19 protein-coding genes and 1 tRNA gene are annotated in these 25,088 nt (G+C 68.9%); 11 read left to right on the top strand and 9 right to left on the bottom strand.

What is annotated here, in order from left to right; all coding sequences use genetic code 11:
- Nucleotides 1-22 precede the first annotated feature (22 nt).
- A tRNA-Leu gene (locus tag UCD39_RS18520) sits at nt 23-109 on the bottom strand.
- A gap of 311 nt (nt 110-420) precedes the next feature.
- Here UCD39_RS18520 and UCD39_RS18515 point away from each other — a divergent pair.
- Nucleotides 421-1,428, top strand: coding sequence for a complex I NDUFA9 subunit family protein (locus UCD39_RS18515; RefSeq protein WP_330497339.1), 1,008 nt, complete (start codon nt 421-423; stop codon nt 1,426-1,428).
- A gap of 118 nt (nt 1,429-1,546) precedes the next feature.
- Here the strand turns inward: UCD39_RS18515 and UCD39_RS18510 are convergent, their stop codons facing one another.
- Nucleotides 1,547-2,362, bottom strand: a complete 816-nt coding sequence (locus UCD39_RS18510) for an undecaprenyl-diphosphate phosphatase (protein ID WP_330497338.1) — start codon at nt 2,360-2,362, stop codon at nt 1,547-1,549.
- A gap of 476 nt (nt 2,363-2,838) precedes the next feature.
- On the opposite strand from UCD39_RS18510, the gene UCD39_RS18505 reads away from it, so the two are divergent.
- On the top strand, nt 2,839-4,284 hold the full coding sequence (locus tag UCD39_RS18505; protein ID WP_330497337.1) for an NAD(P)-dependent oxidoreductase: 1,446 nt from the start codon (nt 2,839-2,841) through the stop codon (nt 4,282-4,284).
- Nucleotides 4,285-4,307: 23 nt separating this feature from the next.
- Entirely contained in the window at nt 4,308-8,885 is a 4,578-nt protein-coding gene (gltB, locus tag UCD39_RS18500; protein ID WP_330498484.1) for a glutamate synthase large subunit, read from the top strand.
- 94 nt (nt 8,886-8,979) lie between these two features.
- On the opposite strand, the gene UCD39_RS18495 is transcribed toward gltB, so the two are convergent.
- The 3 genes from UCD39_RS18495 to glpK all read right to left on the bottom strand — a co-directional run bounded on the left by UCD39_RS18495 (nt 8,980) and on the right by glpK (nt 12,884).
- Nucleotides 8,980-10,050 carry an aspartyl protease family protein gene (locus UCD39_RS18495; protein ID WP_330497336.1) on the bottom strand — a complete coding sequence of 357 codons (1,071 nt, stop codon included), beginning with the start codon at nt 10,048-10,050 and terminating at the stop codon, nt 8,980-8,982.
- Between the two features lie 101 nt (nt 10,051-10,151).
- The gene (locus UCD39_RS18490; RefSeq protein ID WP_330497335.1) at nt 10,152-11,219 is read right to left on the bottom strand and encodes an aspartyl protease family protein; all 1,068 of its coding nucleotides are present in this window, start codon (nt 11,217-11,219) and stop codon (nt 10,152-10,154) included.
- Nucleotides 11,220-11,393: 174 nt separating this feature from the next.
- On the bottom strand, nt 11,394-12,884 hold the full coding sequence (gene glpK / locus UCD39_RS18485; protein WP_330497334.1) for a glycerol kinase GlpK: 1,491 nt from the start codon (nt 12,882-12,884) through the stop codon (nt 11,394-11,396).
- Between the two features lie 610 nt (nt 12,885-13,494).
- Here glpK and UCD39_RS18480 point away from each other — a divergent pair.
- Nucleotides 13,495-14,301, top strand: coding sequence for a M48 family metallopeptidase (locus UCD39_RS18480; protein ID WP_330497333.1), 807 nt, complete (start codon nt 13,495-13,497; stop codon nt 14,299-14,301).
- A 117-nt stretch (nt 14,302-14,418) separates the two neighbouring features.
- On the opposite strand, the gene UCD39_RS18475 is transcribed toward UCD39_RS18480, so the two are convergent.
- Nucleotides 14,419-15,612, bottom strand: coding sequence for a phosphoglycerate kinase (locus UCD39_RS18475; protein WP_330498483.1), 1,194 nt, complete (start codon nt 15,610-15,612; stop codon nt 14,419-14,421).
- Between the two features lie 137 nt (nt 15,613-15,749).
- On the opposite strand from UCD39_RS18475, the gene UCD39_RS18470 reads away from it, so the two are divergent.
- From UCD39_RS18470 to UCD39_RS18455, 4 genes are all read left to right on the top strand, one after another.
- A complete protein-coding gene (locus UCD39_RS18470) occupies nt 15,750-16,334 on the top strand; it encodes a hypothetical protein (protein ID WP_330497332.1) in 585 nt (194 codons plus the stop codon).
- Between the two features lie 131 nt (nt 16,335-16,465).
- Nucleotides 16,466-18,124, top strand: coding sequence for a CYTH and CHAD domain-containing protein (locus tag UCD39_RS18465; RefSeq protein ID WP_330497331.1), 1,659 nt, complete (start codon nt 16,466-16,468; stop codon nt 18,122-18,124).
- Nucleotides 18,125-18,171: 47 nt separating this feature from the next.
- A complete protein-coding gene (locus tag UCD39_RS18460) occupies nt 18,172-18,801 on the top strand; it encodes a nucleotide-binding protein (protein ID WP_330497330.1) in 630 nt (209 codons plus the stop codon).
- Nucleotides 18,802-18,991: 190 nt separating this feature from the next.
- Entirely contained in the window at nt 18,992-19,753 is a 762-nt protein-coding gene (locus UCD39_RS18455; RefSeq protein ID WP_330497329.1) for an SDR family NAD(P)-dependent oxidoreductase, read from the top strand.
- Nucleotides 19,754-19,765: 12 nt separating this feature from the next.
- Here UCD39_RS18455 and UCD39_RS18450 read toward each other — a convergent pair whose 3' ends face one another.
- Nucleotides 19,766-20,407 (bottom strand): glutathione S-transferase family protein, encoded by a 642-nt coding sequence (locus UCD39_RS18450; RefSeq protein ID WP_330497328.1) that lies wholly within the window; start codon nt 20,405-20,407, stop codon nt 19,766-19,768.
- A gap of 89 nt (nt 20,408-20,496) precedes the next feature.
- Here UCD39_RS18450 and UCD39_RS18445 point away from each other — a divergent pair, with 89 nt between their 5' ends.
- The gene (locus UCD39_RS18445; protein WP_330497327.1) at nt 20,497-21,069 is read left to right on the top strand and encodes a PAS domain-containing protein; all 573 of its coding nucleotides are present in this window, start codon (nt 20,497-20,499) and stop codon (nt 21,067-21,069) included.
- Nucleotides 21,070-21,309: 240 nt separating this feature from the next.
- Nucleotides 21,310-22,380: a TAXI family TRAP transporter solute-binding subunit gene (locus tag UCD39_RS18440; RefSeq protein WP_330497326.1), complete on the top strand. Its 1,071-nt coding sequence runs from the start codon at nt 21,310-21,312 to the stop codon at nt 22,378-22,380.
- Nucleotides 22,381-22,404: 24 nt separating this feature from the next.
- Here the strand turns inward: UCD39_RS18440 and UCD39_RS18435 are convergent, their stop codons facing one another.
- Nucleotides 22,405-22,758, bottom strand: a complete 354-nt coding sequence (locus UCD39_RS18435) for a VOC family protein (RefSeq protein ID WP_330497325.1) — start codon at nt 22,756-22,758, stop codon at nt 22,405-22,407.
- A 72-nt stretch (nt 22,759-22,830) separates the two neighbouring features.
- Complete coding sequence (locus tag UCD39_RS18430; RefSeq protein WP_330497324.1) at nt 22,831-23,493, bottom strand: glutathione S-transferase family protein; 663 nt, start codon at nt 23,491-23,493, stop codon at nt 22,831-22,833.
- Between the two features lie 152 nt (nt 23,494-23,645).
- Here UCD39_RS18430 and UCD39_RS18425 point away from each other — a divergent pair, with 152 nt between their 5' ends.
- Entirely contained in the window at nt 23,646-25,046 is a 1,401-nt protein-coding gene (locus tag UCD39_RS18425) for a leucyl aminopeptidase family protein (RefSeq protein ID WP_330497323.1), read from the top strand.
- Nucleotides 25,047-25,088 lie beyond the last annotated feature (42 nt).

The raw sequence follows: 25,088 nt of genomic DNA, 5'->3' as shown, positions 1-25,088 counted from the left end.
TGCGTTAAACCCGCGCTGTAATTGGTGCCCAGGAGAAGACTCGAACTTCCACGACATCTCTGCCACAGGTACCTGAAACCTGCGCGTCTACCAATTCCGCCACCTGGGCAGCGCGGGCCGCCTAAGTACGATTATGGCCGGGGCCTGTCAATACTCTTCTTTTGGGATTTTCTGTTTTTTGTGACGCCGCCGCCGGAGACGGGCCAGCGGCCTTCGGCGCGCGCACGGACACGCACGCACACGCGCATGGGCGCGCCCTCTCCTTTGCATTCCAAGCGCCTAGCCCTGGCCCGCCGGCTTCGCTATAAGCTTGGGTCTTCGGCCACCGCCGGCTTCGCTTCCACCCCCGCCCGCATGCGGGGTGGCTGGAACCAACAGGTCCGGCGGGTCAATCGTTCAGTGGGCAGAGGGTCTAAGAGGATGGGCACTAGCATTCGTATCGCCACCGTGTTCGGCGGGGCCGGCTTCATCGGCCGCCATGTCATCCGGCGCCTGGCCAAGACGGGCTGCGTCATCCGTGTGCCCGCCCGCCACCCGGGTGAGGCGGCCTTCCTCAAGACCAACGGCGCCGTGGGCCAGATCGTCCCGATGGCCGTGGATATCGCCGACGACGCCTCCGTCGCCCGCGCCATCGAGGGCGCCGATGTTGTCATCAACCTGATGGGCATCCTGGCCGAGAGCGGCCGCCGCCAGCGCTTCGACCTGGTGCATACCGAGGCCGCCGGCCGCATCGCCCGCCTGGCCAAGGGCGCCGACGTGTCCCGCCTGGTGCATGTCTCCGCCCTGGGCGTTGATGCCAACTCCCGCTCCGCCTACGCCCGCAGCAAGGCGGCGGGTGAGCAGGCGGTGCGCGCCGTGTTCCCCGAGGCCACCATCCTGCGCCCCAGCGTGGTGTTCGGGCCCGAGGACAACTTCTTCAACCGTTTCGCCGGCATGGCGAAGACGTTGCCCTTCGTTCCGCTGATCGGCGGCGGCGCCACCCGCTTCCAGCCGGTCTATGTCGGTGACGTCGCCGACGCCATCGTCAACGCCGCCACCCGCGCCGGCGCCGAGGGCAAGACGTATGAGCTGGGTGGCCCGCGCGCCTACAGCTTCCGGGAGCTGATCCAGCTGACGCTGGACCTGACGGGCCGCAAGACCCGCTTGATCTCCATCCCGTGGGGGCTGGCCAGCCTGCAGGCCGCCTTCCTGGAAATGGTGCCGGGCAAGCCGCTGACCCGTGACCAGGTCATCCTGCTGAAGAGCGACAATGTCCTGTCCGGCAAGCTGCCGGGCCTGGCCGATCTCGGCGTGGCGCCCACCGCCGCCGAGGTGATCCTGCCCACCTATCTGGATCGCTTCCAGGTCGGCGGCCGTTACGGTACCCACCGCCAGGGCCCGTCCCTGCCGCAGCTGACCAAAGTCGACGCCCACGGCACGCATTATTGAGAGATTCCCTTAGACGCCGGACGGCGGATCGGGATCTGAATGGAAAGGGCGCCTTCCCAGCCGGGAGGCGCCCTTTTTGTTGTGCGATTCGGGGGCCGATTCGGGTGCGGGGCACTCCTTAGATATAGACCATCCCCAGCACGATGGCGCCCAGGGCCCAGCAATAGAAGGCGAAGGGGCGCATGGCGTCGACCTCGTGGCGCTTGAACCAGCGCATCAGGGCCCAGACGGCCGCCAGGGCGCAGACGCCGGACACGGCGCCGCCCACCAGCGCGCTCTGGATCACGTCGCCCTCCGCCTGGCGCAGCATCTTGGGCACCACCAGCAGGCTGGCGCCGGCGATGATGGGGGTCGCCAACAGCATGGAGAAGCGCGCCGCCTCCTCATGGCGCAGGCCCGCCCAGAAGCCCGCCACCATGCTGGCGCCGGAGCGGGAGAAGCCGGGAATCAGGGCCAGGGACTGGGCCAGGCCGATCAGCAGCGCCTGGCCGAAGCCCAATTGCGCCAGCGTGCGGTCACCCCGCCCGCGCAGGCGCTCACCGAAGAACAGCAGGAAGCCGTTCACGATCAGGAACAGGGCGGCGTTGGCCGGGTCGCTGAAAGCGGCGCGCAGCACCTTTTCGAAAGCCAGGCCCAGGATGGCGGCGGGGATGGTGCCCACCACCAGCAGGGCCAGCACGCGGCGGTCCTCGCCGCCCTTGATCACGCCCCTCAGCAGGTTGATCCAGTCGCGCCAAAAGAACACCAGCAGGGCGGTGGCCGTGCCCAGGTGCAGCATCACCAGATAGGGCAGGAAGTGTTCCTTGAGGAACGCCTGGTCCAGGCCCCAGCCCAGCAGGAAGGGCGTCAGCACCCCGTGGGCCACGCTGCTGATGGGGAAAAGCTCGGTGATGCCCTGGATGATCGCGAAGATCAGGGTCTGCAAAAAAGACATGGCGCCTCAACGTCTAGGGGCGAAAGACGGCCGGACGGGCCCGGCCGGGGGACGGCTGCCTGCTTATAGCAGCGGTCGCTGCGGCCCGCGACAATGGCTTGCGGGCGCGGGCATCGCCGGCTGACAAAAAACGTAAATCAAAATTACTATCTGAATCAACGTCTTGAAAAAATTTAGTAAGCAATAGTGTACTATTTGCTGCGCCAGCAACCCGGGCAGTCACCGCTTTTCCACACGCGAGTCGCTTGGCTGGCAATAAATGTGTCAATAAGGCTGACCTATCGTGAAAAAAGTGCTGGAGCGGTGGTGTCTAACGACTTATATGAACTCGGCGCACCCGCTTGTGCGCAAGCCCGTGACCCACGACGGTTGCGGGCGTCGGGAACACGGCGGTCCCCGCACAGGGCCGCCGACGGAATGTCGGGATCACCCGGCCGGGCTGGGGGCCCGCCGGATTGGACACGAGGAACAAGGCCATGGCGCAGAAGCAGCAGATGCTCCAGTTCGTCCACACGGACCAGCAGATGCCCGATAAACGGGAACCCGCGCTGCGTCGGCACGATTTCAACGAGATTTACGCCCGCTTCGCCGACAACCAGGCGGTGACGCAGGCCTCGCGCTGCTCCCAGTGCGGCGTGCCCTTCTGCCAGGTGCACTGCCCCGTCTCCAACAACATCCCCGACTGGCTGAAGCTGACGGCCGAGGGCCGCCTGGAAGAGGCCTACGAGGTGTCGCAGGCCACCAACAACTTCCCGGAAATCTGCGGCCGCATCTGCCCGCAGGATCGCCTGTGCGAGGGCAACTGCACCATCGAGCAGTCGACCCACGGCACCGTCACCATCGGCGCGGTCGAGAAGTACATCACCGACACCGCCTGGGAACGCGGCTGGGTGAAGCCGGCCACGCCCGTGCGTGAGCGGCCGCAGAGCGTCGGCATCATCGGCGCCGGCCCCGCCGGCCTGGCCGCCGCCGACCAGCTGCGCCGCAAGGGCTATCAGGTACATGTCTATGACCGCTACGACCGCGTGGGCGGCCTGCTGATCTACGGCATTCCCGGCTTCAAGCTGGAAAAGGACGTGGTGGAGCGCCGGGCCAAGCTGCTGGCCGATGCCGGCGTCGTCTTCCACCTGGGCTTCGAGGTCGGCCGCCATGCCACGCTGGGCCAGCTGCGGGTGCAGCACGACGCCATCCTGATCGCCACCGGCGTCTACAAGGCGCGTGAGTTGGAAGGCCCGGGCAGCGGCGTGGACGGCATCGTCCCGGCGCTGGATTACCTGACCGCCAGCAACCGCACCAGCCTGGGCGACACGGTGGTCGATTTCGAGAACGGCCGCCTGAATGCCAAAGGCAAGAACGTCGTCGTCATCGGCGGTGGCGACACCGCCATGGACTGCGTGCGCACCGCCATTCGCCAGGGGGCGAAGTCGGTGAAGTGCCTGTACCGCCGCAACCGCGCCAACATGCCGGGCAGCCAGCGCGAGGTCGCCCATGCCGAGGAAGAGGGCGTGGAATTCGTGTGGCAGGCCGCCCCGGACGCCTTCCTGGGCGACCGCCAGGTGACCGGCGTGCGCGCCCACCGCATGCACATGGGCGTGGCCGACGCCTCCGGCCGCCAGACGCCGCAGCCCATCGAGGGCTCCGCCTTCACGCTGGAGGCTGACCTGGTGATCAAGGCCCTGGGCTTCGATCCCGAGCCGCTGCCCACCCTGTTCGGTGAACCGGGCCTGAAGGTCAGCCGCTGGGGCACCGTCATGGCCGACCCGCGCACCCTGATGACCAACCTGGAGGGCGTGTTCGCCGCCGGCGACATCGTGCGCGGCGCCTCTCTGGTCGTCTGGGGCATCCGCGACGGCCGCGACGCCGCCGCCGGCATCCATAACTACATCACCGCCCGCGCCGCCGCCGCGCTGGCCGCCGAGTAAGAGGGGGATTGGACATGAGCGAAATGATCGAGAACGGCAGCCCCCTTTCCGTGTCCAACGGGACCCGCGCCGAAACCGGCGCCCAATTCGTCGAGCGGTACCGTGATGCCGCCCGCCGCCTGGAGGACGCGCACGTCTGGTCGCCGGAGATGGAGCATGACGCCTGCGGCGTGGGCTTCGTCGCCGCCCTGGACGGCAAGCCCCGCCGCTCCGTCGTGGAGAAGGCGGTGGAGGCGCTCAGCGCCCTGTGGCACCGCGGTGCCGTGGACGCCGACGGCAAGACCGGCGACGGCGCCGGCATCCACCTGCAGATCCCGCAGAGCTTTTTCCGGGAGCACGTGGCCCGCAGCGGCCACCTGCCGCCCGAGGGCCTGATTTCCGTCGGCCAGGTCTTCCTGCCCCGCACCGACATGGAGGCGCAGGAGCGCTGCCGCTGCATCGTCGAGACGGAAATCCTGAAGTTCGGCTACATCATCTATGGCTGGCGCCAGGTCCCCATCAACATCGAGATCATCGGCGAGAAGGCCAACGCCACCCGCCCCGAGATCGAGCAGATCATGGTGGGCAACCCGCGCAACATCCCCGAAGACCAGTTGGAGCGTGACCTCTACGTCATCCGCCGCCGTATCGAGAAGGCGGTGAAGGCGGAAAGCATCAGCGACTTCTACATCTGCACGCTGTCCTGCCGGTCCATCATCTACAAGGGCATGTTCCTGGCGGAACAGCTGACGTCTTTCTATCCGGACCTGCTGGACGAGCGCTTCGAGTCCAACTTCGCCATCTACCATCAGCGCTACTCCACCAACACCTTCCCCACCTGGTGGCTGGCCCAGCCCTTCCGCATGCTGGCGCACAATGGCGAGGTCAACACGCTGCGCGGCAACGTCAATTGGATGAAGGCGCACGAGACCCGCATGGGTCACGAGATCTTCGGCAACCTGATCGAGGACGTGAAGCCCATCATCCCCGCCGGTGGGTCCGACAGCGCCTGCCTGGACGCGGTGTTCGAGGTGCTGGTGCGCTCCGGCCGTTCCGCCCCCATGGTCAAGACCATGCTGGTGCCGGAGGCCTGGTCCGACCGCGAGACCATGCCCCAGAACCATCGCGACCTGTACAGCTATGCCAACGCGGTGATGGAGCCGTGGGACGGCCCGGCGGCGCTGGCCATGTATGACGGCCGCTGGGTCGTGGGCGGCATGGACCGCAACGGCCTGCGCCCCATGCGCTATGTCGTCACCGGCGACGGCCTGCTGATCGCCGGTTCCGAGACCGGCATGACCAAGGTCGAGGAATATACGGTGCGCGAGAAGGGCCGCCTGGGCCCGGGGCAGATGATCGCCTTGGATCTGGCCGAGGGCCGCCTCTACAAGGACCGGGAGATCAAGGACACCCTGGCCGCCGGCAAGCCCTATGGCAGTTGGGTGCGCCACATCACGGCGCTGGACGATCTGGTGAAGGGGGCGCCCGCCGCCACGGCCGAACTCAGCCGCGACCAGTTGCGCCGCCGCCAGGTGGCCTACGGCATCTCCATGGAGGATGTGGAGACCATCCTGCACCCCATGGTGGAGGATGCGAAGGAGGCCGTGGGCTCCATGGGTGACGACAGCCCGCTGGCCGTGCTGTCGGATCGCTACCGTGGTTTGCACCACTATTTCCGCCAGAACTTCAGCCAGGTCACCAACCCGCCCATCGACAGCCTGCGCGAGCAGCGGGTGATGAGCCTGAAGACCCGCCTGGGCAATTTGGGCAACATCCTGGACGAGGATGACAGCCAGACCCGCCTGCTGCAGCTGGAAACCCCCGTCCTGACGACGGCGGAGTTCATCGCCATGCGCCGCTACATGGGCGACACGGCGGCGGAAATCGACTGCACCTTCGACCCCGCTGGCGGCGAGTTCGCCATGAACGACGCCCTGCGCCGCGTGCGCCAGGAGGCGGAGGACGCGGTGCGCGGCGGCGCCACCCACCTGATCCTGACGGACGAGGCCATGGGCCCGGGCCGCGCCGCCCTGCCCATGATCCTGGTGACGGGGGCCGTCCACACCCACCTGATCCGCCAACAGCTGCGCACCTTCACGTCGGTGAACGTGCGGGCGGGCGAGTGCCTGGACGTGCATTATTTCGCCGTGCTGATCGGCGTGGGCGCCACCACGGTCAACGCCTACCTGGCGCAGGAGGCCATCGCCGACCGCCAGCGGCGTGGCCTGTTCGGCGACATGCCTCTGGAAAAGTGCCTGGAGCGGTACAAGAAGGCCATCAACGAAGGCCTGCTGAAGATCATGTCCAAGATGGGCATCTCCATCGTCTCCAGCTATCGCGGTGGCCTGAATTTCGAGGCGGTGGGCCTGTCCCGCTCGCTGGTGGCCGAGCACTTCCCCGGCATGATCAGCCGCATCTCCGGCCTGGGCCTGGTCGGCATCCAGAAGGACGTGCTGGAGCAGCATGCCCTGGCCTGGAACGAGGAGGTCGTGGCCCTGCCCATCGGCGGCTTCTACAAGTTCCGCAAGGGCGGCGACCGCCACGCCTGGGAAGGCGGCCTGATCCACCTGCTGCAGCAGGCGGTGTCCAACGACAGCTATTCCACCTTCAAGCGCTACTCCGAGGGTGTGCACAAGCGCCCGCCCATGCAGTTGCGCGACCTGCTGGACTTCCGCCCGTCCAAGGGCAAGGTTCCGGTGGACGAGGTGGAGAGCATCACCGCCATCCGCAAGCGCTTCATCACCCCCGCCATGTCGCTGGGCGCGCTCAGCCCCGAAGCGCACGGCACGCTGAACGTGGCCATGAACCGCATCGGCGCCAAGTCCGACTCGGGTGAGGGCGGTGAGGATCCGGCGCGTTTCAAGCCGGACGCCAACGGCGACAACTGGAACTCTGCCATCAAGCAGGTGGCGTCGGGCCGCTTCGGCGTCACCGCCGAATACCTGAACCAGTGCCGTGAGATCGAGATCAAGGTGGCCCAGGGCGCCAAGCCCGGCGAGGGTGGGCAGCTGCCCGGCTTCAAGGTGACGGAACTGATCGCCCGCCTGCGTCACAGCACGCCCGGCGTCATGCTGATCAGCCCGCCGCCGCACCACGACATCTATTCGATCGAGGATCTGGCGCAGCTGATCTACGACCTGAAGCAGATCAACCCGGACGCCAAGGTCTGCGTGAAGCTGGTCAGCCGCTCGGGCATCGGCACCATCGCCGCCGGCGTGGCCAAGGCCGGCGCCGACGTCATCCTGGTGTCGGGCAATGTCGGTGGCACCGGCGCCTCGCCCCAGACCAGCGTGAAGTTCGCCGGCCTGCCCTGGGAAATGGGCCTCAGCGAGGTGCAGCAGGTTCTGACGCTGAACCGCCTGCGCCACCGCGTCACCCTGCGCACCGACGGCGGCCTGAAGACCGGCCGCGACATCGTCATGGCGGCGATGCTGGGCGCCGAGGAGTTCGGCGTGGGCACCGCCAGCCTGATCGCCATGGGCTGCATCATGGTCCGCCAGTGCCACAGCAACACCTGCCCCGTGGGCGTGTGCGTGCAGGACGAGGCCCTGCGCCAGAAGTTCGTGGGCACGCCGGAAAAGGTGGTGAACCTGTTCAGCTTCATGGCCGAAGAGGTGCGCGAGATCCTGGCCAGCCTGGGCTTCCGCACCCTGCGCGAGGTCATCGGCCGCACCGACCTGCTGCACCAGGTCAGCCGCGGCGCCGTCCACCTGGACGACCTGGACCTGAACCCGCTGCTGGCCCAGGCCGACCCGGCCGGGGATAGCGCCCGCTACTGCACCCAGGTCGGCCGCAACGAGGTGCCGGACACCCTGGACGCCCAGATGATCCGCGACGCCCGTCAGCTGTTCGACGACGGCGAGAAGATGCAGCTGGCCTACAACGTCCAGAACACGCATCGCGCCATCGGCACCCGGATGTCGGCCATGATCACCCGCAAGTTCGGGATGAGCGGGCTGCAGCCCGGCCACTGCACGGTGCGGCTGCGCGGCTCCGCCGGCCAGTCGCTGGGCGCCTTCGCCGTCCAGGGCCTGACCCTGGAGGTGTTCGGCGACGCCAATGACTATGTCGGCAAGGGCCTGTCGGGCGGCACCATCATCGTCCGGCCCATGACGGCCACGCCGTTGAAGTCGAATGAGAACACCATCATCGGCAACACGGTGCTGTACGGCGCCACGGCCGGCAAGCTGTTCGCCGCCGGCCAGGCGGGTGAGCGCTTCGCCGTCCGCAACTCCGGCGCCACCGTGGTGGTTGAGGGCTGCGGCTCCAACGGCTGCGAGTACATGACGGGCGGCATGGTGGTCATCCTGGGCGGCGTGGGCGACAACTTCGCGGCCGGCATGACCGGCGGCATGGCCTTCGTCTATGACGAGAGCGGCACCCTGCCGCTGCACATCAACCCGGACAGCGTCATCTTCCAGCGCATCGAGGTCCAGCATTACGAGGACATGCTGGTGTCCCTGATCGAGGAGCACGTGGCGCGCACGCAAAGCCGCTGGGCCATGACCCTGCTGAACGACTGGCCGCTGGTGCGCGGCCACTTCTGGCAGGTCGTGCCCAAGGAGATGCTGCACCGCCTGGCGGTGCCCGTCGTCCCGCCCCAGGCGCTGAGCGCCGAGTGAGCCTTCCAGTCAGGCGGCCCGGTTTCGACCGGGCCGCACGCTGAAAAATAGGACCGCCGCCGGTACGCACCGGTGGCGGTCTTTCCTTATGGGATCAGTTGGCGTCGGCGTTCTCGCCGGACGCACGTCGCAGCGCCGGCCCGGTGACCTGGAAGACCGGGCCGCCATTGTAGGTGAAGTACAGCCTGTTCTGGCTGTGGGCGATCAGCACATGGTGCGCCCGCAGGAAATCGGCGCCCAGCAGCATTTCCGGCCCGCCGCTGGTGTCGAAGCGGGTGCGCGATCCGGCATCGGCGTAGCTGGCCGAGCCGTTCAGGTCACTGAAGCGCAGCTTGGCGCGCTTGATGGTTTCATCGCCCAGGGTGAAGCCGTCGAAGACACCCACCCAATCCTGGACGAGCTTGGCGCCGATGCCTTCGCTCTTCTCCCCCATGACCACGCCTGGCGTGTCGGGGGTGACGCCGGCGCGGCTGGCCGCCTCCAGGGACAGAACGGAATGGGTGGCGCCACTGTCCAGGATGGCCCTTACCGGTTTGCCGCCGACGGTGACATCCAGGACGATGCTGGGCGCCTGCCAGTCCACCGGCCGGAAGTCGGCGGTCATGGCGTTTTCAGCCCAAAAACCCAGGAAGGCGCTGTCGCAGCCCCGCGGCTGGTACAGGTTGATGACGTTGTGCGCCAGGTCGATTTCGACGTCGAACTTGCGGAACACGTCCTCGCCCAGCAGGCCCACGACGTCCTCGCGGCCGATGCGACGCTCCCCCGCCAGCTTCAGGGGCATGTCGGTGACCGTCTGCTTGCCCAGGGTGAAGGTCTTGATGCGGGTGCCTTGGATATCGCTGCGCCCGCCCACGCCCACCAGCGTGCCGTTGCGTCCGCTGAAACTGGGCAGGTCCAGCTCCTCCGCCTTGCTGCGCAGGATCATGCTGAGGGCGGAGCCGGTGTCGACCAGGAAATAGACCGGGTGGCCATTGACCGCCACCTTCACCAGCGGCTGGTTGCCGTCCATCTCGACGGGCAGGGTGTCCGACTTGATCATCTGGCAGGTCTCGGCGGCCTGGGCCGCCGCCCCGGCCACCAGCGCCCCAGCCACCAGCGTCCCACCGGCCACGGAAAAGGCGGCCACGATGGCCCCCGCCACGGCACGCCCCACGACCCCCCGCATCCGCTCCCCCATTTCCCGCACGGCCCCTATTGTTCGCATTTGTGCGCGGAAAGGTGCGCGCAAATGGTGTGGGGATCAAGGGGCGCCTGGTCCCCTCCAGGTCAAGGGCTCGGGGACGAAGGTGTTGGGTTGGCTGGCGCCGACGTCGCCGGCGCCGGCTGATCCGTCTGGAACACCGTGCCGCCGACATAGCTGACGTACAGCTTGCCCTGGCTGTGGGCGATCATCACATGGTGCGCCCGCAGGAAGTCCGCGCCCAGCAGCATCCCCGCCGGCAGCATCTGGGTGGGGATGTGCGATCCGGTGAAGGTCACGGCGCTGTGCTTGAACAGGTCGCCAAAGCGCATCTTGGGATGGTGGATGGATTCTTCGCCGATGCTGAAGCTGTCGAAGGTGCCGACCCACGTCTGCTCTTGCCGCGCGCCGATGCCGTAGGCGCGGCCCACCTCGACCACACCGGGACTGTCGGGCCTGACCCCGGCCCGGGCGGCGTCGGCCGTGGTCAGGATGGAATAGTAGGCGCCGGAATCCAGGTCGGCGCGCACGCGCTCCCCATTCACCTGGACCACAACCTGGATGTGGGTATTGTCCCGGGTGACGGTCGGAAATTCCGCGACCGTGAAGGGGTCATCCCAGGGAATGAGGTCGACATCGTCGCAGTTCTTGCTGTCATAGAGATTGATTTTGCCGTGGCTCAAATCCATCTCGACGTCGAATTGCCGCAACAGATCCTCGCCCAGGACCCCGGCCGTGGTCACAGGACCGTCGCCGCCCTGGTTACTTCCCACCACGTTCAGCTTCAGGTTCTTCACCGACGCTGCGTCCAGGGTCAGGTTGTCCACGGTGGTGATCCAGACATCGCTGCCGCCGCCGACGCCGTAGACGGTGGCCCCCTCCACCGTGTTCAGGCGCAGGCCCAGCTTCTCGGCCGACCCACGGAACAGCAGGCTGGCGAAAGAACCGGTATCGACCAGGAAGTACACCGGCTGGCCGTTGATGCTGCCCTGGATCAGGGGACTGTTGCCTTCCATCTTCACCGGCAGGCTGGCCACCTTGACGAATTGGCATTTGGAAGCCGCCTGCGCGGGCGCCGCCGCCAGCACCAGCCCCATCAGTCCCAGCCCCGCCAATCGCCCCACACCACCCCAGGCCCTGAGTCCCCAACCCATTTCCCGTTCATCCCCTGTTGCGGATCCCTTTTGGACCCATTCTTGGCAACAATTTATCGCCGCGCGCGGGTATGGGGAAGCATGATTGCAACTACCGCGCCCCTCTGGCCGACGAGGGGCGCGGGAAATGGCGTGCGGTTCTTGGTCGCACCCGGCTGGCGCCGGGGCCGGTGCTTAGGACACCGTCCGCACCCGGGCGACGGCGCGCTTCCATCCGTCGTACAGGCGCTCCCGCGCGGCGGGGTCGGCGGCCGGCTCGAACCGCCGCTCCTCCCGCCACAAGGTGGCGATGGCGTCCAGGCTGGGGAACAGGCCGGCGGCCAGGCCGGCCAGGAAGGCGGCGCCGAGGGCCGTGGTCTCGGTCACGGCGGGGCGTTCCACCGTCAGGTCCAGCTGGTCGGCCAGGAACTGCATCAGCCAGTCATTGGCGACCATGCCGCCGTCCACGCGCAGGGCGGTCAGGTCGCAGCCGCCGTCCGCCGCCATGGCGTCCATCAGGTCGCGGGTCTGGTAGCAGACGGACTCCAGGGCGGCGCGCACGATGTGGCTGACCCCACTGTCCCGGGTCAGGCCCAGGATGGCGCCGCGCGCATCCGGGTCCCAGTAGGGGGCTCCCAGGCCGGTGAAGGCCGGCACCAGATAGACGCCGCCGGTATCGGCCAGGGCCGCCGCGTGACCCTGGGTGGCCGCCGCGTCGGGGATCAGCCGCAAGCCGTCGCGCAGCCATTGCACGGCGGCGCCCGCCACGAAGATCGACCCCTCCAGCGCGTAGCTGGCGCGGCCGTCCAGGCGATAGGCCAGGGTGGTCAGCAGCCGGTGGGCGGACGGGCGCGGCCGGTCGCCGATGTTCATCAGGGCGAAGCAGCCGGTGCCGTAGGTGCTCTTGATCATGCCCGGGGCCAGGCAGGCTTGGCCGATGGCGGCGGCCTGCTGGTCGCCCGCCATGCCCAGCACGGGGATGGGACGGCCCAGCAGATCTGCCGTGGCGATGCCGAAGGGACCGGAATTGTCCAACACCCGGGGCAGGACGGCCGCCGGTATGCCGAACAGGCGCAGCAAGTCGGCGTCCCAGTCCAGGGTTTCCAGGTTGAACAGCAGGGTGCGGGCGGCGTTGGTGGCATCGGTCGCATGCACCTGGCCGCCGGTCAGGCGCCACAGCAGGAAACAGTCGATGGTGCCGAAGGCCAGCTCCCCGGCCTCGGCCCGGCGGCGCGCACCGGGCACGGTGTCCAGAATCCAGGCCAGCTTGGTGGCGGAGAAATAGGGGTCCAGCAGCAGGCCGGTGCGCTGGCGCACCATGTCTTCCGCCCCTTCGCGGCGCAGGGCCTGGCACAGGCCGGCGGTGCGGCGATCCTGCCAGACGATGGCGGGGTGCAACACCTCCCCCGTGCGGCGGTCCCATACCACCGTCGTCTCACGCTGGTTGGTGATGCCGATGGCGGCCACGCGGGCGGCGTCCACCCCGGCCTTTTCCACCACGCCCCGGCAGACGGCCACGGTGTCGCGCCAGATATCCTCGGGGTCATGCTCCACCTGGCCGTCGGCGGGATAGTGCTGCGGCAACTCGCGCTGGGCTGTGGCCAGGGGCCGGCCCCCGGCTTCGAACAGGATGGCGCGGGTGGAGGTGGTCCCCTGGTCGATGGCCAGGATCAGGTTGGCGGGCATCGCGGCCCCTCCCTCAGGGTCTTGTTATCACGGGCCTTGGTCGCCCGTGCGCTGTACGCCGACGGTGCGTCGCAAGGGTCACCCTGTCAACGCCGGGGTCGGAAAAAGCTATCCAGAAGGGGGGCGAAAAGTCCTGCGTAATGGGGTTGACGCGGAACTGTAACAGGCGCACCATCTGTCTTACCGAAGCACTCAGGAGGCATCAGAAACCAGATTAGCCCACCAGATCAGGTAAATCGTCGAATGCATGCAGTATTCGATGTGTTGCCCGTAACCAGGAGGGTGCGTCAAACCATGACTCCACCGATGCGTACTGTATGAGTTGTGTGACCAACTCCACATATATAGCTGTAGCTAACGCCGGTTGCTGACCGGTGTATCGCTCGATGGATATCTGAGCTTCGCTGAAGCCAAAAGAACCCCCGCGACCCTGACCGGCGCGGGGGTTCGCTTTTTGGGGCATGGGAACACGGGCGGGACGCTTTCGCCGACGGTTTCACCCCGCGCGCCATGACCTCTATGGGGGTGCGCCTGGGCACCGGACACCGTATATAGGGTGAGGACGGCAGGCCGATGGTGCGGCCGCTGGAGGAATCGAGGGCCGGGGCCGATGGGTTTGATGGGCCTGCTGCGCGGCATGGGGCTGACCGCCCCGAAAAAGCCGGCGCCGAAAACCAGGACGAAGGCGCGTGTGGCGCGGCCGGCGGTGCCGATAACGGTCACGCGGCTGCGTATCGCCGGCATCGCCCAGCCGATCGAGGTGCGGCGCAGTCCGCGCGCCCGCCGCCTGTCGCTCAAGGTCGATGGCGCCACCGACACCGTGCGCGTCACCGTGCCTCCCCGCGTCGGCGATGCCGAGGTCGCGGGCTTCGTCGGGCGGCACCTGGATTGGGTGAACGCCCGCCTGGCGGCCCTACCGCCGCGTCAGCCCTTCGTCGATGGCATGGCGGTGCCCTTGCTGGGCCGTTCGGCCATCATCCGTCATGACGCCGGCCGCCGGGGGGGCGCCCACCTGGTGGAAGGGCCGGGGGGACTGGACCTGCGCGTGGGCGGGGAGGCGGAGTTCCTCAATCGCCGTGTGACCGACTTCCTGAAGGCGGAGGCGCGGCGCCACCTGTCGGCCCTGACGGCGGACACGGCCGCCCGCGCCGGTTTGCGCGCCAGTGGCGTCTCCGTGCGCGACACCCGTAGCCGCTGGGGCAGTTGCTCCGCCACCGGCCGCATCAGCTATTCCTGGCGCCTGATCCTGGCCCCGCCGCAGATCGTCGAGTACGTCGTGGCGCACGAGGTGGCGCACCTCAAGGAGATGAACCACGGACCCAAGTTCTGGGCCTTGTGCGCGGAACTGGCCGGCGACGTGGACAAGCCGCGTGCCTGGCTGAAAGCCCATGGAGCTAAGCTGCACCGGTTCGGTTAGTTTTGAGGGGGTGAGCCAACCTGCCAGTGGCATGAGATTGCCTCATGCCACCACAGGACGCGACCGCGCCCGGCGTTTGAGGGGGCCATTGATCCGTTAGGACCAATGGCCACTCCATCACGCTTCCAGCGCCTTCACGCCCGGCAATTCCTTGCCTTCCAGCCATTCCAGGAAGGCGCCGCCGGCGGTGGAGATGTAGCTGAAGGCGTCCGCCACGCCGGCATGCTCCAGGGCCGCGACGGTGTCGCCGCCGCCGGCCACGGACAGGACGGTGCCGGCCTTGGTCAGGTCGGCCACGATCTTGGCCACGGCGTTGGTGGCGGCGTCGAAGGGCTCGATCTCGAAGGCGCCCATGGGGCCGTTCCACACCACCGTCTTGGCGGTGGCCAGCTTCTCGCCGTAATAGGCGACGGTGGCGGGGCCGGCGTCCAGGATCATCTCATCGGCGGCGATGTCGCCGGGGGCGGCGATGCGCGAGGGGGCATGGGCCTTGAACTGCTTGGCCACCGCGCCGTCCTTGGGCAGCAGGATCTGGCAACCGCCGGCCTCGGCCTTGGCCAGGATGGCGCGGGCTTGGTCGGCCATGTCCTTCTCCGCCAGCGAGGCGCCGACGTCCACGCCCTGGGCGTAGAGGAAGGTGTTGGCCATGCCGCCGCCCAGCGCCAGGATATCGACCTTGCCCACCAGGTTCAGCAGCAGGTCCAGCTTGGTGCTGATCTTGGCGCCGCCGACCACGGCGGCCACCGGCCGCTGCGGCTGGCCCAGGGCCTTGGACAGGGCCACTAGTTCCGCCTGCATCAAGCGGCCGGCGGCCGCCGGCAGCAGGCGGGCCAGCGCCTCGGTCGAGGCGTGGGCGCGGTGGGCGGCGGAGAAGGCGTCGTTGACATAAAGGTCGCCCAGCTTGGCCAGCTCGGCGGCGAAGGCGGGGTCGTTCTTCTCTTCCCCAGCGTGGAAACGCAGGTTCTCCAGCACCAGCACCTGGCCCTTTTCCAGGCCGCGGATGGCGTCCTGGGCCGGCTTGCCGATGCAGTCGCTGGCGAAGGCCACCGGCGCGCCCAGGGCGTCCGCCAGGGCCGGCACCACTTGGCGCAGGGAGTTCTTCTCATCCGGGCCGTTCTTGGGCCGCCCGAAATGCGACAGCACCACGACCTTGGCGCCCTTGGACGCCAGTTCCTTCAAGGTGGGGACCAGACGGACCAGGCGGGTGGCGTCCGTGACCTGGCCGTCCTGCACCGGGACGTTGAGGTCGGCGCGGACCAGCACGGTGCGGCTGGCGGGGGCGATATCGTCTAGGGTCTTGAAGGTCATGATGTCGGTTCCCGGCCCGTAAAAGCGAAAGACGGGGGCCAAGGAAGCATAGGCGGGACCCTGTTGCAACCGCACAAGCCGGCCCGCTACACCACTCTGGCCGAAAGGCGGACGGCCGCGCGGCGACTGGGAGGACGTTGGTGATCTATTACATCCTTTTCCTGATTGTCCTGGTCCTGGCCACCCTCTTACTGGCCCGCCAGGGCGTGCTGGAGGGGCGGGTGCTGGCCGCCGGCCTGCTGGTCCTGCCCGGGGTGACGGCCATGGAGGGATGGGCGGCCCGTGACATGGGCGCCCTGGGCCTGTCCGGGGGCCATGTCGGGCCGGTCACCCTGCTGCTGATCCTGGGCGCCTGCGTGGAGGAGGCGGGTCGCTACCTGCTGCTGTCGCTCAGCAACCGCGACACCCGCGCGGCGGTCAGCGCCGGCTACGCCTGGGCGGCGTGGGAACTGGGCGGGGCGGTCTGGGCGCTGGCGCGCGGCATGTTGCCCCTGTGCGCCGCCGGCAATCCGCATTGCTTCGGCCTGGGGTTCCCGCCCTTGCTGGCACTGGGCACGGTGCTGGTGGCGCGGTCGGTGCCCAGCCTGCTGCACGTCGCCCTGTCGTTCGGGCAGCTGTGGGCGGTGCGGGCGACCTATCCGGCGGCCCGCGCGCTGTGGTTCACCCTCATGGTGGTGCTGCACCTGGCCATCAACCTGGCCATCGTGCGCCATGGACACCTGTGAGCGGCGGGCCGCCAGCCCGCGAAAGTTTCACCTTTACCCATATTGTCGCGGGCCGTCGCGTCCTATAGCGTTGAGGGACAAGGGTGCGCCCCTGCGGCCGCCGCCCCTGTCAATGCCGGATTCCCGCCTTGATGCCTGAAAACCCGTCGCCGTCCCCCGCCCCTTCCGTCCCGACGGAGGGCGCGGCCATTCCTGTGGAGGCGGATGCCCCGCAGGAGATCGAACTGAAGCTGGCGGTGGCGCCGGAGCACCTGTCCCGGCTGAAGTCCGCGCCCGTCCTGGCCGGCGCCCGCGCCGTGACCAAGACCCTGCGCAACACCTACTTCGACACGCCGGAGGGGGACTTGGCCGCCCGGGGCGTCAGCCTGCGCCTGCGCCAGTCTGGGGCCAAGGTTTTGCAGACGCTGAAGGGGCCCTCGGCCGGGGCCGGCATGGCCATGTCCCGGTCGGAATGGGAAATCCCGGCGCCGGACGGGCATCTGGTGCCCCAGGCCTTCACCGACCCCACCGCCCAGACCCTGCTGGACGGCGTGGATCTGCGCCGCCTGGCGCCGGTGTTCAGCAATGAGGTCAAGCGCTGGACCCGCACCCTGCCGCTGGCCGCCGGCCTGGCGGTGGAGGTGGCGGTGGACCAGGGCGTCACCCGTGCGGCCGACGGGCGGGAAGAGGCCATCGCGGAGGTGGAGCTGGAACTGGCCGCCGGCCAGGACCGCCGCGTGCTCTATGACCTGGCGCTGGCCCTCCACCGCACCGTGCCGCTGCGCCTGGAACCGCGCAGCAAGGCGGACCGGGGCTATGCCCTGGCGCGGGGGGAGCTGACGTCCGCCAAGGCCGTGAAGGCCGGCCCCCTGAACTTCAAACCCGATGAGACGGTGGAGGCGGCCCTGGCCGGCGTGGCCCGCGCCTGCCTGCATCACATGGCGGCGAACGAGGCGGCGGTGCTGGCCGGCGATCCCTCGGGCGTGCATCAGCTGCGCGTGGCGGTCCGGCGCCTGCGCTCCGCCCTGACCCTGTTCAAGGCCATCCTGCCCGATGCCCAGGCGGCCGCCTTGAAGGCGGCGTTGAAGGGGCTGGCCGATGCCGTCGGCCCCGCCCGTTCCTGGGACGTGTTCCTGGAGGAATTGCTGACGCCGGTTTCGGCGGCGATGCCGGAGCAGGAAAGCCTGCAGGCGCTGGCCGTGGCGGCGCAGGGCGCCCGGGGCCGGGGCCATGCCGCCGCGCGGGCCGCCGTGTCGGGCCCCGGCTACACCGAATTGCTGCTGACCCTGGGCCGGTGGGTGGATGGGCGGTGCTGGCGCGACGACGCGCCGGCGGAGCGCCTGGCCTGGCTGGGCCAACCCCTGCTGCCTTTCGCCGACGCCGTGCTGACACGCCAGCGCCACCGCGCCGCCAAGCGCGGGCGCCACTTCGCCCGGCTGGACGCGCCCGCCCGCCATGGCCTGCGCATCGCCCTGAAGAAGTTGCGCTATGCCGTGGACTTCTTCCGCGAGATTTACCCACAGAAGGGCGTGCGCCGGTATCTGGAGCGGCTCTCCGCCCTGCAGGACGGTCTGGGCCACCTGAACGACGTCGCCACCATGGACGCGCTGATCCGCGACCTTCGGGCCGATCTGGCCGCCGCCAAGGACGTGAGCCCCGCCGGCTGGGACATGGGCGCCGGCCTGGTGCTGGGCTGGCATGCCGCCCACATGGCGGTGGGGGAGGAGGCGCTGTGCCGCGCGGTGGATGGATTCATGGACGCCGACCCCTTCTGGACGCCGGCCGATCACTGGCCGCATCCGCCCTCCTGACCCTCCCGTCTTTCAATCGCTGCATATTTCAAGGGAATTGGCGCCTCATGCTTTCCATCCTCGTGGCCAACATCAAGGGCGGCGTCGGCAAGACCACGGTCGCCACCCACCTGGCCGCCGCCTTCGCCGGCGAGGGCCGGCAGACGGTGCTGGCCGATGTCGACCGGCAGAAATCGTCCCTGGGCTGGCTGGCCCGCCGCCCGGTGACGGCCCCGGTCATCGCCGCCCTGGACTGGACGAAGGAAATCGGCAGCGTGCCCAAGGGCGCCGACGTGCTGGTCATCGACGCGCCGGCCGCCTTGAAGGCCAAGGAGGTGGAACTGCTGGTGGCGGAGGCCGACGTGGTGGTGCTGCCCCTGCTGCCCGGCGCGTTCGATGAGCAGGCGACCGAGCGCTTCCTGAAAAAGCTGGATGAGCTGAAGCCCATCCGCAAAAGCCGCAAGGCCGTGGCGGTGGTGGGCAACCGCGTGCGCGCCCGCACCCGCGCCGCCGACCGGCTGGACGCCTTCCTGGGCACGGTTGGCCACCGGGTGGTGACCCGCCTGCGCGACAGCCAGGCCTACCCCGACGCGGCGGCCGCCGGCCTCACCCTGTTCGACCAGAAGGCTAAGCGTCTGGCCGATTTGCGCCAGGATTGGGCGCCGCTGATGACGTTCATCGTGGACCCGAACGGCTGAGGCGCCGCCCCGCGCAGCCGACGCGCACCCTGGTCCGCCTGGACGTGGGACCGGCACGTGGGACCGGGACATCGGGGCCTGGACTTGAGCCCTCTTCCTTGCCAGAAAGACGCCTAAACGTGGCCAAGCCAGGCCAGACGTCAAAATTTTCGGGCCGACAGGATCGGGCCAGAACTTTCGGGAGAGAAGCATGCAGGTTCAAGGTGTTGCCGCCATCATCACCGGTGGCGGGTCCGGTCTGGGTGCTGCGACCGCGCGCCGGCTGGCGGCCGAGGGCGCCAAGGTGGCCCTGTTGGACGTGAACCTGGCCGCGGCCGAGGCGGTCGCCGCCGAGATCGGCGGCCTGGCGCTCAGCTGCGATGTCACCAGCGCCGACAGCGCCACCGCTGCCATCGCCGCCGCGCGCGAGGCCCATGGCGCCGCCCGTATCGCCGTGAACTGCGCCGGCGTGGCCACCGCCGGCCGCGTGTTGGGCCGCGAAGGTCCGCTGGACCTCAATGCCTTCCGCAAGGTCATCGAGATCAACCTGATCGGCACCTTCAACATCCTGCGCCTGGCGGCGGCGGATATGAGCGCCCTGGACCCGTTGGAGGACAATGAGCGCGGCGTGATCATCAACACGGCCTCGGTCGCGGCCTTCGATGGCCAGGTGGGCCAGGCCGCCTACAGCGCGTCCAAGGGCGGCGTGCATGCAATGGCCCTGCCCATCGCCCGGGAACTGGCCCGCGTGGGCGTGCGCGTCATGACCATCGCCCCCGGCATCTTCTGGACCCCCATGGTCGCCGGCTTCACGCAGGAGGTGCAGGACAGCCTGGCGGCCTCCATCCCCTTCCCCAAGCGCCTGGGCAAGCCGGAGGAATACGCGGATCTGGCGCTGACCATCGTGCGCAACGTGATGCTGAACGCCGAGACCATCCGCCTTGACGGCGCGGTCCGCATGAACGCCAAGTAAGGACGGCGGGTATCATCCCCGGCGCTGGCGGAACGCCTCCAGCGCCGTTTCCATCGCCCGCGCGACCGGGATGACCAGGGGATGGTCGGCATAGGCGGCCCAGCGGGCGGCCAACGCCGGCCGTCCCTCCAGCATGTCCTGGGGCGTGTAGCGGGGCAGGAAGCGCTCCAGGAAAATCAGGGTGGGGGCCAGGGCGCAGTCGGCCAGGCCCAACAACCCGTCCGCCGCCGGTGGTGGGGGCCCGCGCCCCACCACCGTTTCCAGCGCGTCCAGCCCCCGGGTCAGGTCCGACAGGCGCGCCGCCCCGGCCGCCGCGTCGCCCGTCTGGGCCATCAGCGACAGCAGTGGTGGCAGGACATAAAGGTCCAGAAGGCGCGCCACCGTGCGCTGGGCCGCCCGCGCCGGCGGCTCCCCCGGCAGCAGGGGCGGCGTGGGGAAGGCATCCTCCAAAAATTCACAAATGACGGCGGACTCGATGATGTACGCCCCGTCCACCTCCAGCACTGGGGTCTTGCCCAGCGGGTTGATGGCCAGGAAAGCGGCGGATTTCTGCCCGCCCGGCGGGTCCGTCAGGGGAATGTCCAGGCCCTTGGCGCGGATGGCCAGCATCACGCGGGCGGAGTAGGGGGACAGGGCGGCGCCATAAAGTTTCATGGGCATTCTCCTCCAACCGTAAAGGTGGATCGCCGACGACGGTCTTGCATCTGGCGATCGGCCGGGCGCGACGGTATGGTCATATCATTATGCCATTGAACGCATGCGAACCCTTGCCGGATATCGCGGGTTTCATCCATGCGGATGAATTGCCCGACGGCCCTATCGCCCATGCCTACGCGTGGTGGCGGGGGCTGGGTGGAGGTGTCGTTCCACCGCCGTCTGCCGCTCTGGATGTGGCTGCGGTTCCCGACAGCTTCCTGCCCCATTTGGCGGTGACGACGGCCTATCGCGCCGATGGCCGGGTGCGTGTCGTCTTCTGTGGCTCCCTCTCCGCCCTGGCCGCCGGGGGCGATCCCACCGGCCAGTATTTCGATGAATTTTATCCACCCGACATGCTGGAAGCGGCACTGGGCTTTCAGGCAGCCATCGTGCGCGACGCCCGGCCGGTCTTCGGCTTGGACCAGATCGGCACGGATGAGGGTGTGATGTACAACGTTCCCCGCCTGGGCCTGCCGTTCCGGGGAACGGATGGCGGCCTGGACCGGTTGGCTGTCGTCATGCATTACCAGCCGACGCCGGAAAACTTCCGGGTTCGGTTGCGCGTGCTGCAGGACCGTGCCCGGCTGCTGCGCCGCGAGCTGAGGCTGGTGGCGTTTTAAGGCCACACTGGCCAAAGGAAGTGTGCGCGCGCGGCATTCGAACGTTGCGCGAAAAGGCATCTCGGCGCGATAATAATTACCCGAGTCGCCCTTGTAGCCTGGGGCCGCCCCGCCGTCCGTCGCACCGCGTTCCGTTGCACCGCCGCCAAGGATGTTTCCGCCGTGTCTGAGGTTCCCCCCACCCGGCCCTCCGTCCCGTCACCAGGGAAACGGCGCGCGGGTTCTGAGGCAGCCCCAGGCATGGTCGCCAGCACGCCTCCCGCCACGGCCTCGCGCCGCCATGTGCTGATGGGGGGATTGGGCGCGCTTGCGGCGGCGGGCCTGGGTTGGGGCGGCGGCGGCGGTCGCCCCCGCGCGGAGTCCATCCGCTTCCTGACCATCGGCACCGGCACGGCTGGTGGCACCTACTTCCCCATCGGCGGCATCCTGGCCAACGCCATCAGCAACCCGCCCGGCAGTCCCGGTTGCGACCGGGGCGGCAGTTGTGGCGTGCCGGGCATGATCGCCGTGGCGCAGACCACCTCCGGCGCGGTGGAGAATATCGAGGCCTTGCGCACCGGGCGGTATGAGACCGGGCTGGTCCAGGCCGATATCGGTTTCCTGGCGTACAAGGGCAAGGGCCCCTACGCCGGCAAGCCGCCGTTCACCGAGCTGCGGGCCCTGGCCAACCTGTACAGCGAGACGGTGCACCTGGTGGTTCGGGGCGACAGCCCCATCAAAACGGTGAACGACCTGAAGGGCCGGCGCGTGGCCCTGGGGGAGAAGGGGTCCGGCACCCTGCCCACGGCCCTGCTGATCCTCCAGGCGCACGACCTGTCGGAAAAAACGGTGCAGCCCTTCTACCTCAACCCCGGCACGGCCGGGGATCGCCTGGCCTCAGGCCAACTGGACGCCTTTTTCATCATCGGCGGCTACCCCCTGCCGGCGGTGGCCGATGTGGCCGCCCGCCTGCCGGTACGCCTCATCTCCATCATCGACGCGCGCCTGCCGCGCCTCAGCCCTGGCCTGCCCTTGTTCACCGAAACCATGATCGGCGGCGACGGCGCCTATGTCGGCGTGCCGGAGACCAAGACCCTGGGGGTGGGCGCGCAGTGGCTGGCCACCACCGCCCTGCCGGACGACCTGGCCTACGGCATCGTCAAGGCGCTGTGGCACCCCAACACCCACCGCCTGCTGGTCGCCGGCCATCCCCGGGGAGAAAGCATCCGCAAAGAGGCGGCGCTGACCGGCCTCGCCGTGCCCCTGCACCCGGGGGCCGCGCGCTATTACCGGGAGCAGGGGTTCGATGTCTCCCTAGCCACCTCGGGCTGATCCCGGGCGGTTAGGTTATGCCGCTCAGTCGTCGGCGGGCGGTTCCCACAGCTCGATGGGATTGCCCTCGGGGTCATGGATACGGGCGAAGCGGCCGGTTTCCGGGGTGTCCCAGGCAGGGTCGGTCGTGATTGCGATGCCGGCGGCGCGCAACGCCTCCAGCAGCGGGTCCAGCTGATCGACGCGCAGGTTCAGCATCCAGGCGTGATCCGCAGGGAAATAGCTGGTGTCCTGCGCGAAGGGCGACAGTATCGTGGGGCCGGCCTCCTGGTTCCAGACACCGCCCACGTTGATGCCCAGATGGGTCTTGTACCAGGCGCGTAAGCCCGCCGGGTCGCGCGCCCGAAAGAACAGCCCGCCTATACCGGTGATTGCCATACCGTCCCCTCCCTGTTCTCCGTACCGTCGCTGGGACGACCTACGGATGCCGTTTGCCGGCCGATGCTGACCTCAATCCAGTAACATGTCCAGGACCACGGTTTCGGTGGCGGCGGCCGCGCGCCAGTCCTTCATGGCGGGCAATTCCTCGACGGTGGCGGCATAAGCCTGCGACCTTTCGGTCAGCGGCACGCGCCAGGTCTGGAAACGGGTGATGACGGGCGCGTACATGGCGTCCGCGATGGTGAAGGCGCCGAACAGGAAGGGGCCGCCGTACCGGTCCAGGCAATCGGCCCACAAAGATTGGACACGGGCGATGTCGCCGGCGGCCTTGGCCACCCGCTCCGGCCGGTCGATGGTGCGGGCCAGGTCCATGAACAGGTTGCGGCGCAGGTCCATGAAGCCGGCGTGCATCTCCGCGCTGACGGAGCGCGCGTGCGCCCGCGCCGCGCGGTCCTCGGGCCAGAGGTTGGCACTGGGCGCCAGCTCGGCCGCGTACTCGCACATGGCCAGGCTGTCCCAGACCGTCACCGGCCCGTCGGCGGTGCGGTGGATCAGCGCCGGCACCTTGCCCGCCGGGTTGTGGGCCAGCATGCGGGCCTTGCTGTCCGGCTGCCGCAGGGGGATCACCACCTCTTCGAACGCCAGGCCGGCATGGCGTAGCGCCAGATAGGGACGCAGCGACCAGGAGGAATAGGTCTTGCTGCCCAGGATCAAGGTCAGGTCGGCGGACATGAATCGGCCCTCGGGAATCGGTAAGGTCGGGCGGGTGAGGGTAGCGGGGGATGCCGCCCCGCGCCAGCGCTGTGACGCCGCCGCGTTTGAAACCGGCGCCCGGATGTGGAACCCTGCGGGCCTGACTTTCCGAAGCCGAAAGGGTTTCCCCCGTGCTGTCCTGCTTCCTGGCCGAAAAGGCCGCCGATACCGTCACCCTGATCCCCGTGCGCAAGGATGGGCTGGACGCCTGGCTGGCGGCGGCCCCCGCCGAGACGGCCGCCTGGGTGCGTGGCGTCGGCTTCACCGCCGAGCCTGGGGCCACGGCCCTGCTGCCCGCCGCCGATGGCCGCTTGGACCGGGTGCTGGTGGGCGTGGGGGAGACGCTGGACCTGTGGAGCATCGCCGGCCTGCCCACGACGCTGCCGACGGGCGCCAAGGAGGGGGAGGCCAGTTATGCCCTGGAGGACGGCCTGACCCCGGATGAGGCGACCGTGCTTGCCACCGGCTGGGCCCTGGGCAGCTATCGCTTCACCCGCTACCGCAAGCCGAAGAAGGTTCTGCCGCGCCTGGTGCTGCCGGCCGGCGCCGACGCCCAGGCGGTAGACAGCATGGTCCGCGCCGTCACCCTGGTGCGCGACCTCATCAACACCCCGGCGGAGGACATGGGCCCGTCCGACCTGGCCGCCGCCGCCCGGGAATTGGGGGCCGAGTTCGGCGCCGATGTTTCGGTCATCGCCGGTGACGATCTGTTGGCCGCCAACTATCCCACCGTCCATGCCGTGGGCCGGGCCGCGGCCAAGGCGCCCTGCCTGATCGACCTCACCTGGGGCGATGCCGGCCATCCGCTGGTCTGCCTGGTGGGCAAGGGCGTGTGCTTCGACAGCGGCGGCCTGGACATCAAGGCGGCGGGCGGCATGCTGCTGATGAAGAAGGACATGGGCGGTGCCGCCCATGTGCTGGGCTTGGCCCGCCTGGTCATGGCGGCCCAGTTGCCGGTGCGGCTGCGCGTGCTGGTGCCGGCGGTGGAGAACGCCATTTCCGGCAACGCCTTCCGCCCCATGGACATCATCACCACGCGCAAGGGCCTGACGGTAGAGATCGGTAACACCGACGCCGAGGGCCGGCTGATCCTGTGCGATGCCCTGGCGGAGGCCGACAGCGCCAAGCCCGCCCTGATCCTGGACTTCGCCACCCTGACGGGGGCGGCGCGCATCGCGCTGGGCACCGAGCTGCCGGCCCTGTTCGCCAACGACGACCAATTGGCGGACGACATCCTGGCCGCCGCCAAGGAGACGGGCGACCCGCTGTGGCGCCTGCCGCTGTGGCAGGGCTACGCCAAGCAGCTGGACAGCAAGATCGCCGATCTCAACAACGCCCCCGGCGGCGGCTATGGCGGCGCCATCACCGCCGCCCTGTACCTGGAGCGCTTCATCACCAAGGGTACCCCCTGGGCCCATATCGACCTGATGGCCTGGAACGCCAGCGCCAAGCCCGGCCGCCCCGAGGGGGGCGAGGCCATGGGCCTGCGCGCCGCCTTCGCCATGCTGAGCCGCCGCTTCCCCAAGGGCTGATCCCCAAGGGCTGACGCCGGGGAAGGGCGGGCGGCGCCCGGG

This window comes from Nitrospirillum karajorum, assembly GCF_036348415.1.
Classification (GTDB): domain Bacteria; phylum Pseudomonadota; class Alphaproteobacteria; order Azospirillales; family Azospirillaceae; genus Nitrospirillum; species Nitrospirillum amazonense_B.
The sequence above is the reverse complement of the archived record's forward strand: the minus strand, read 5'-3'. Positions and strand labels throughout refer to the sequence as shown.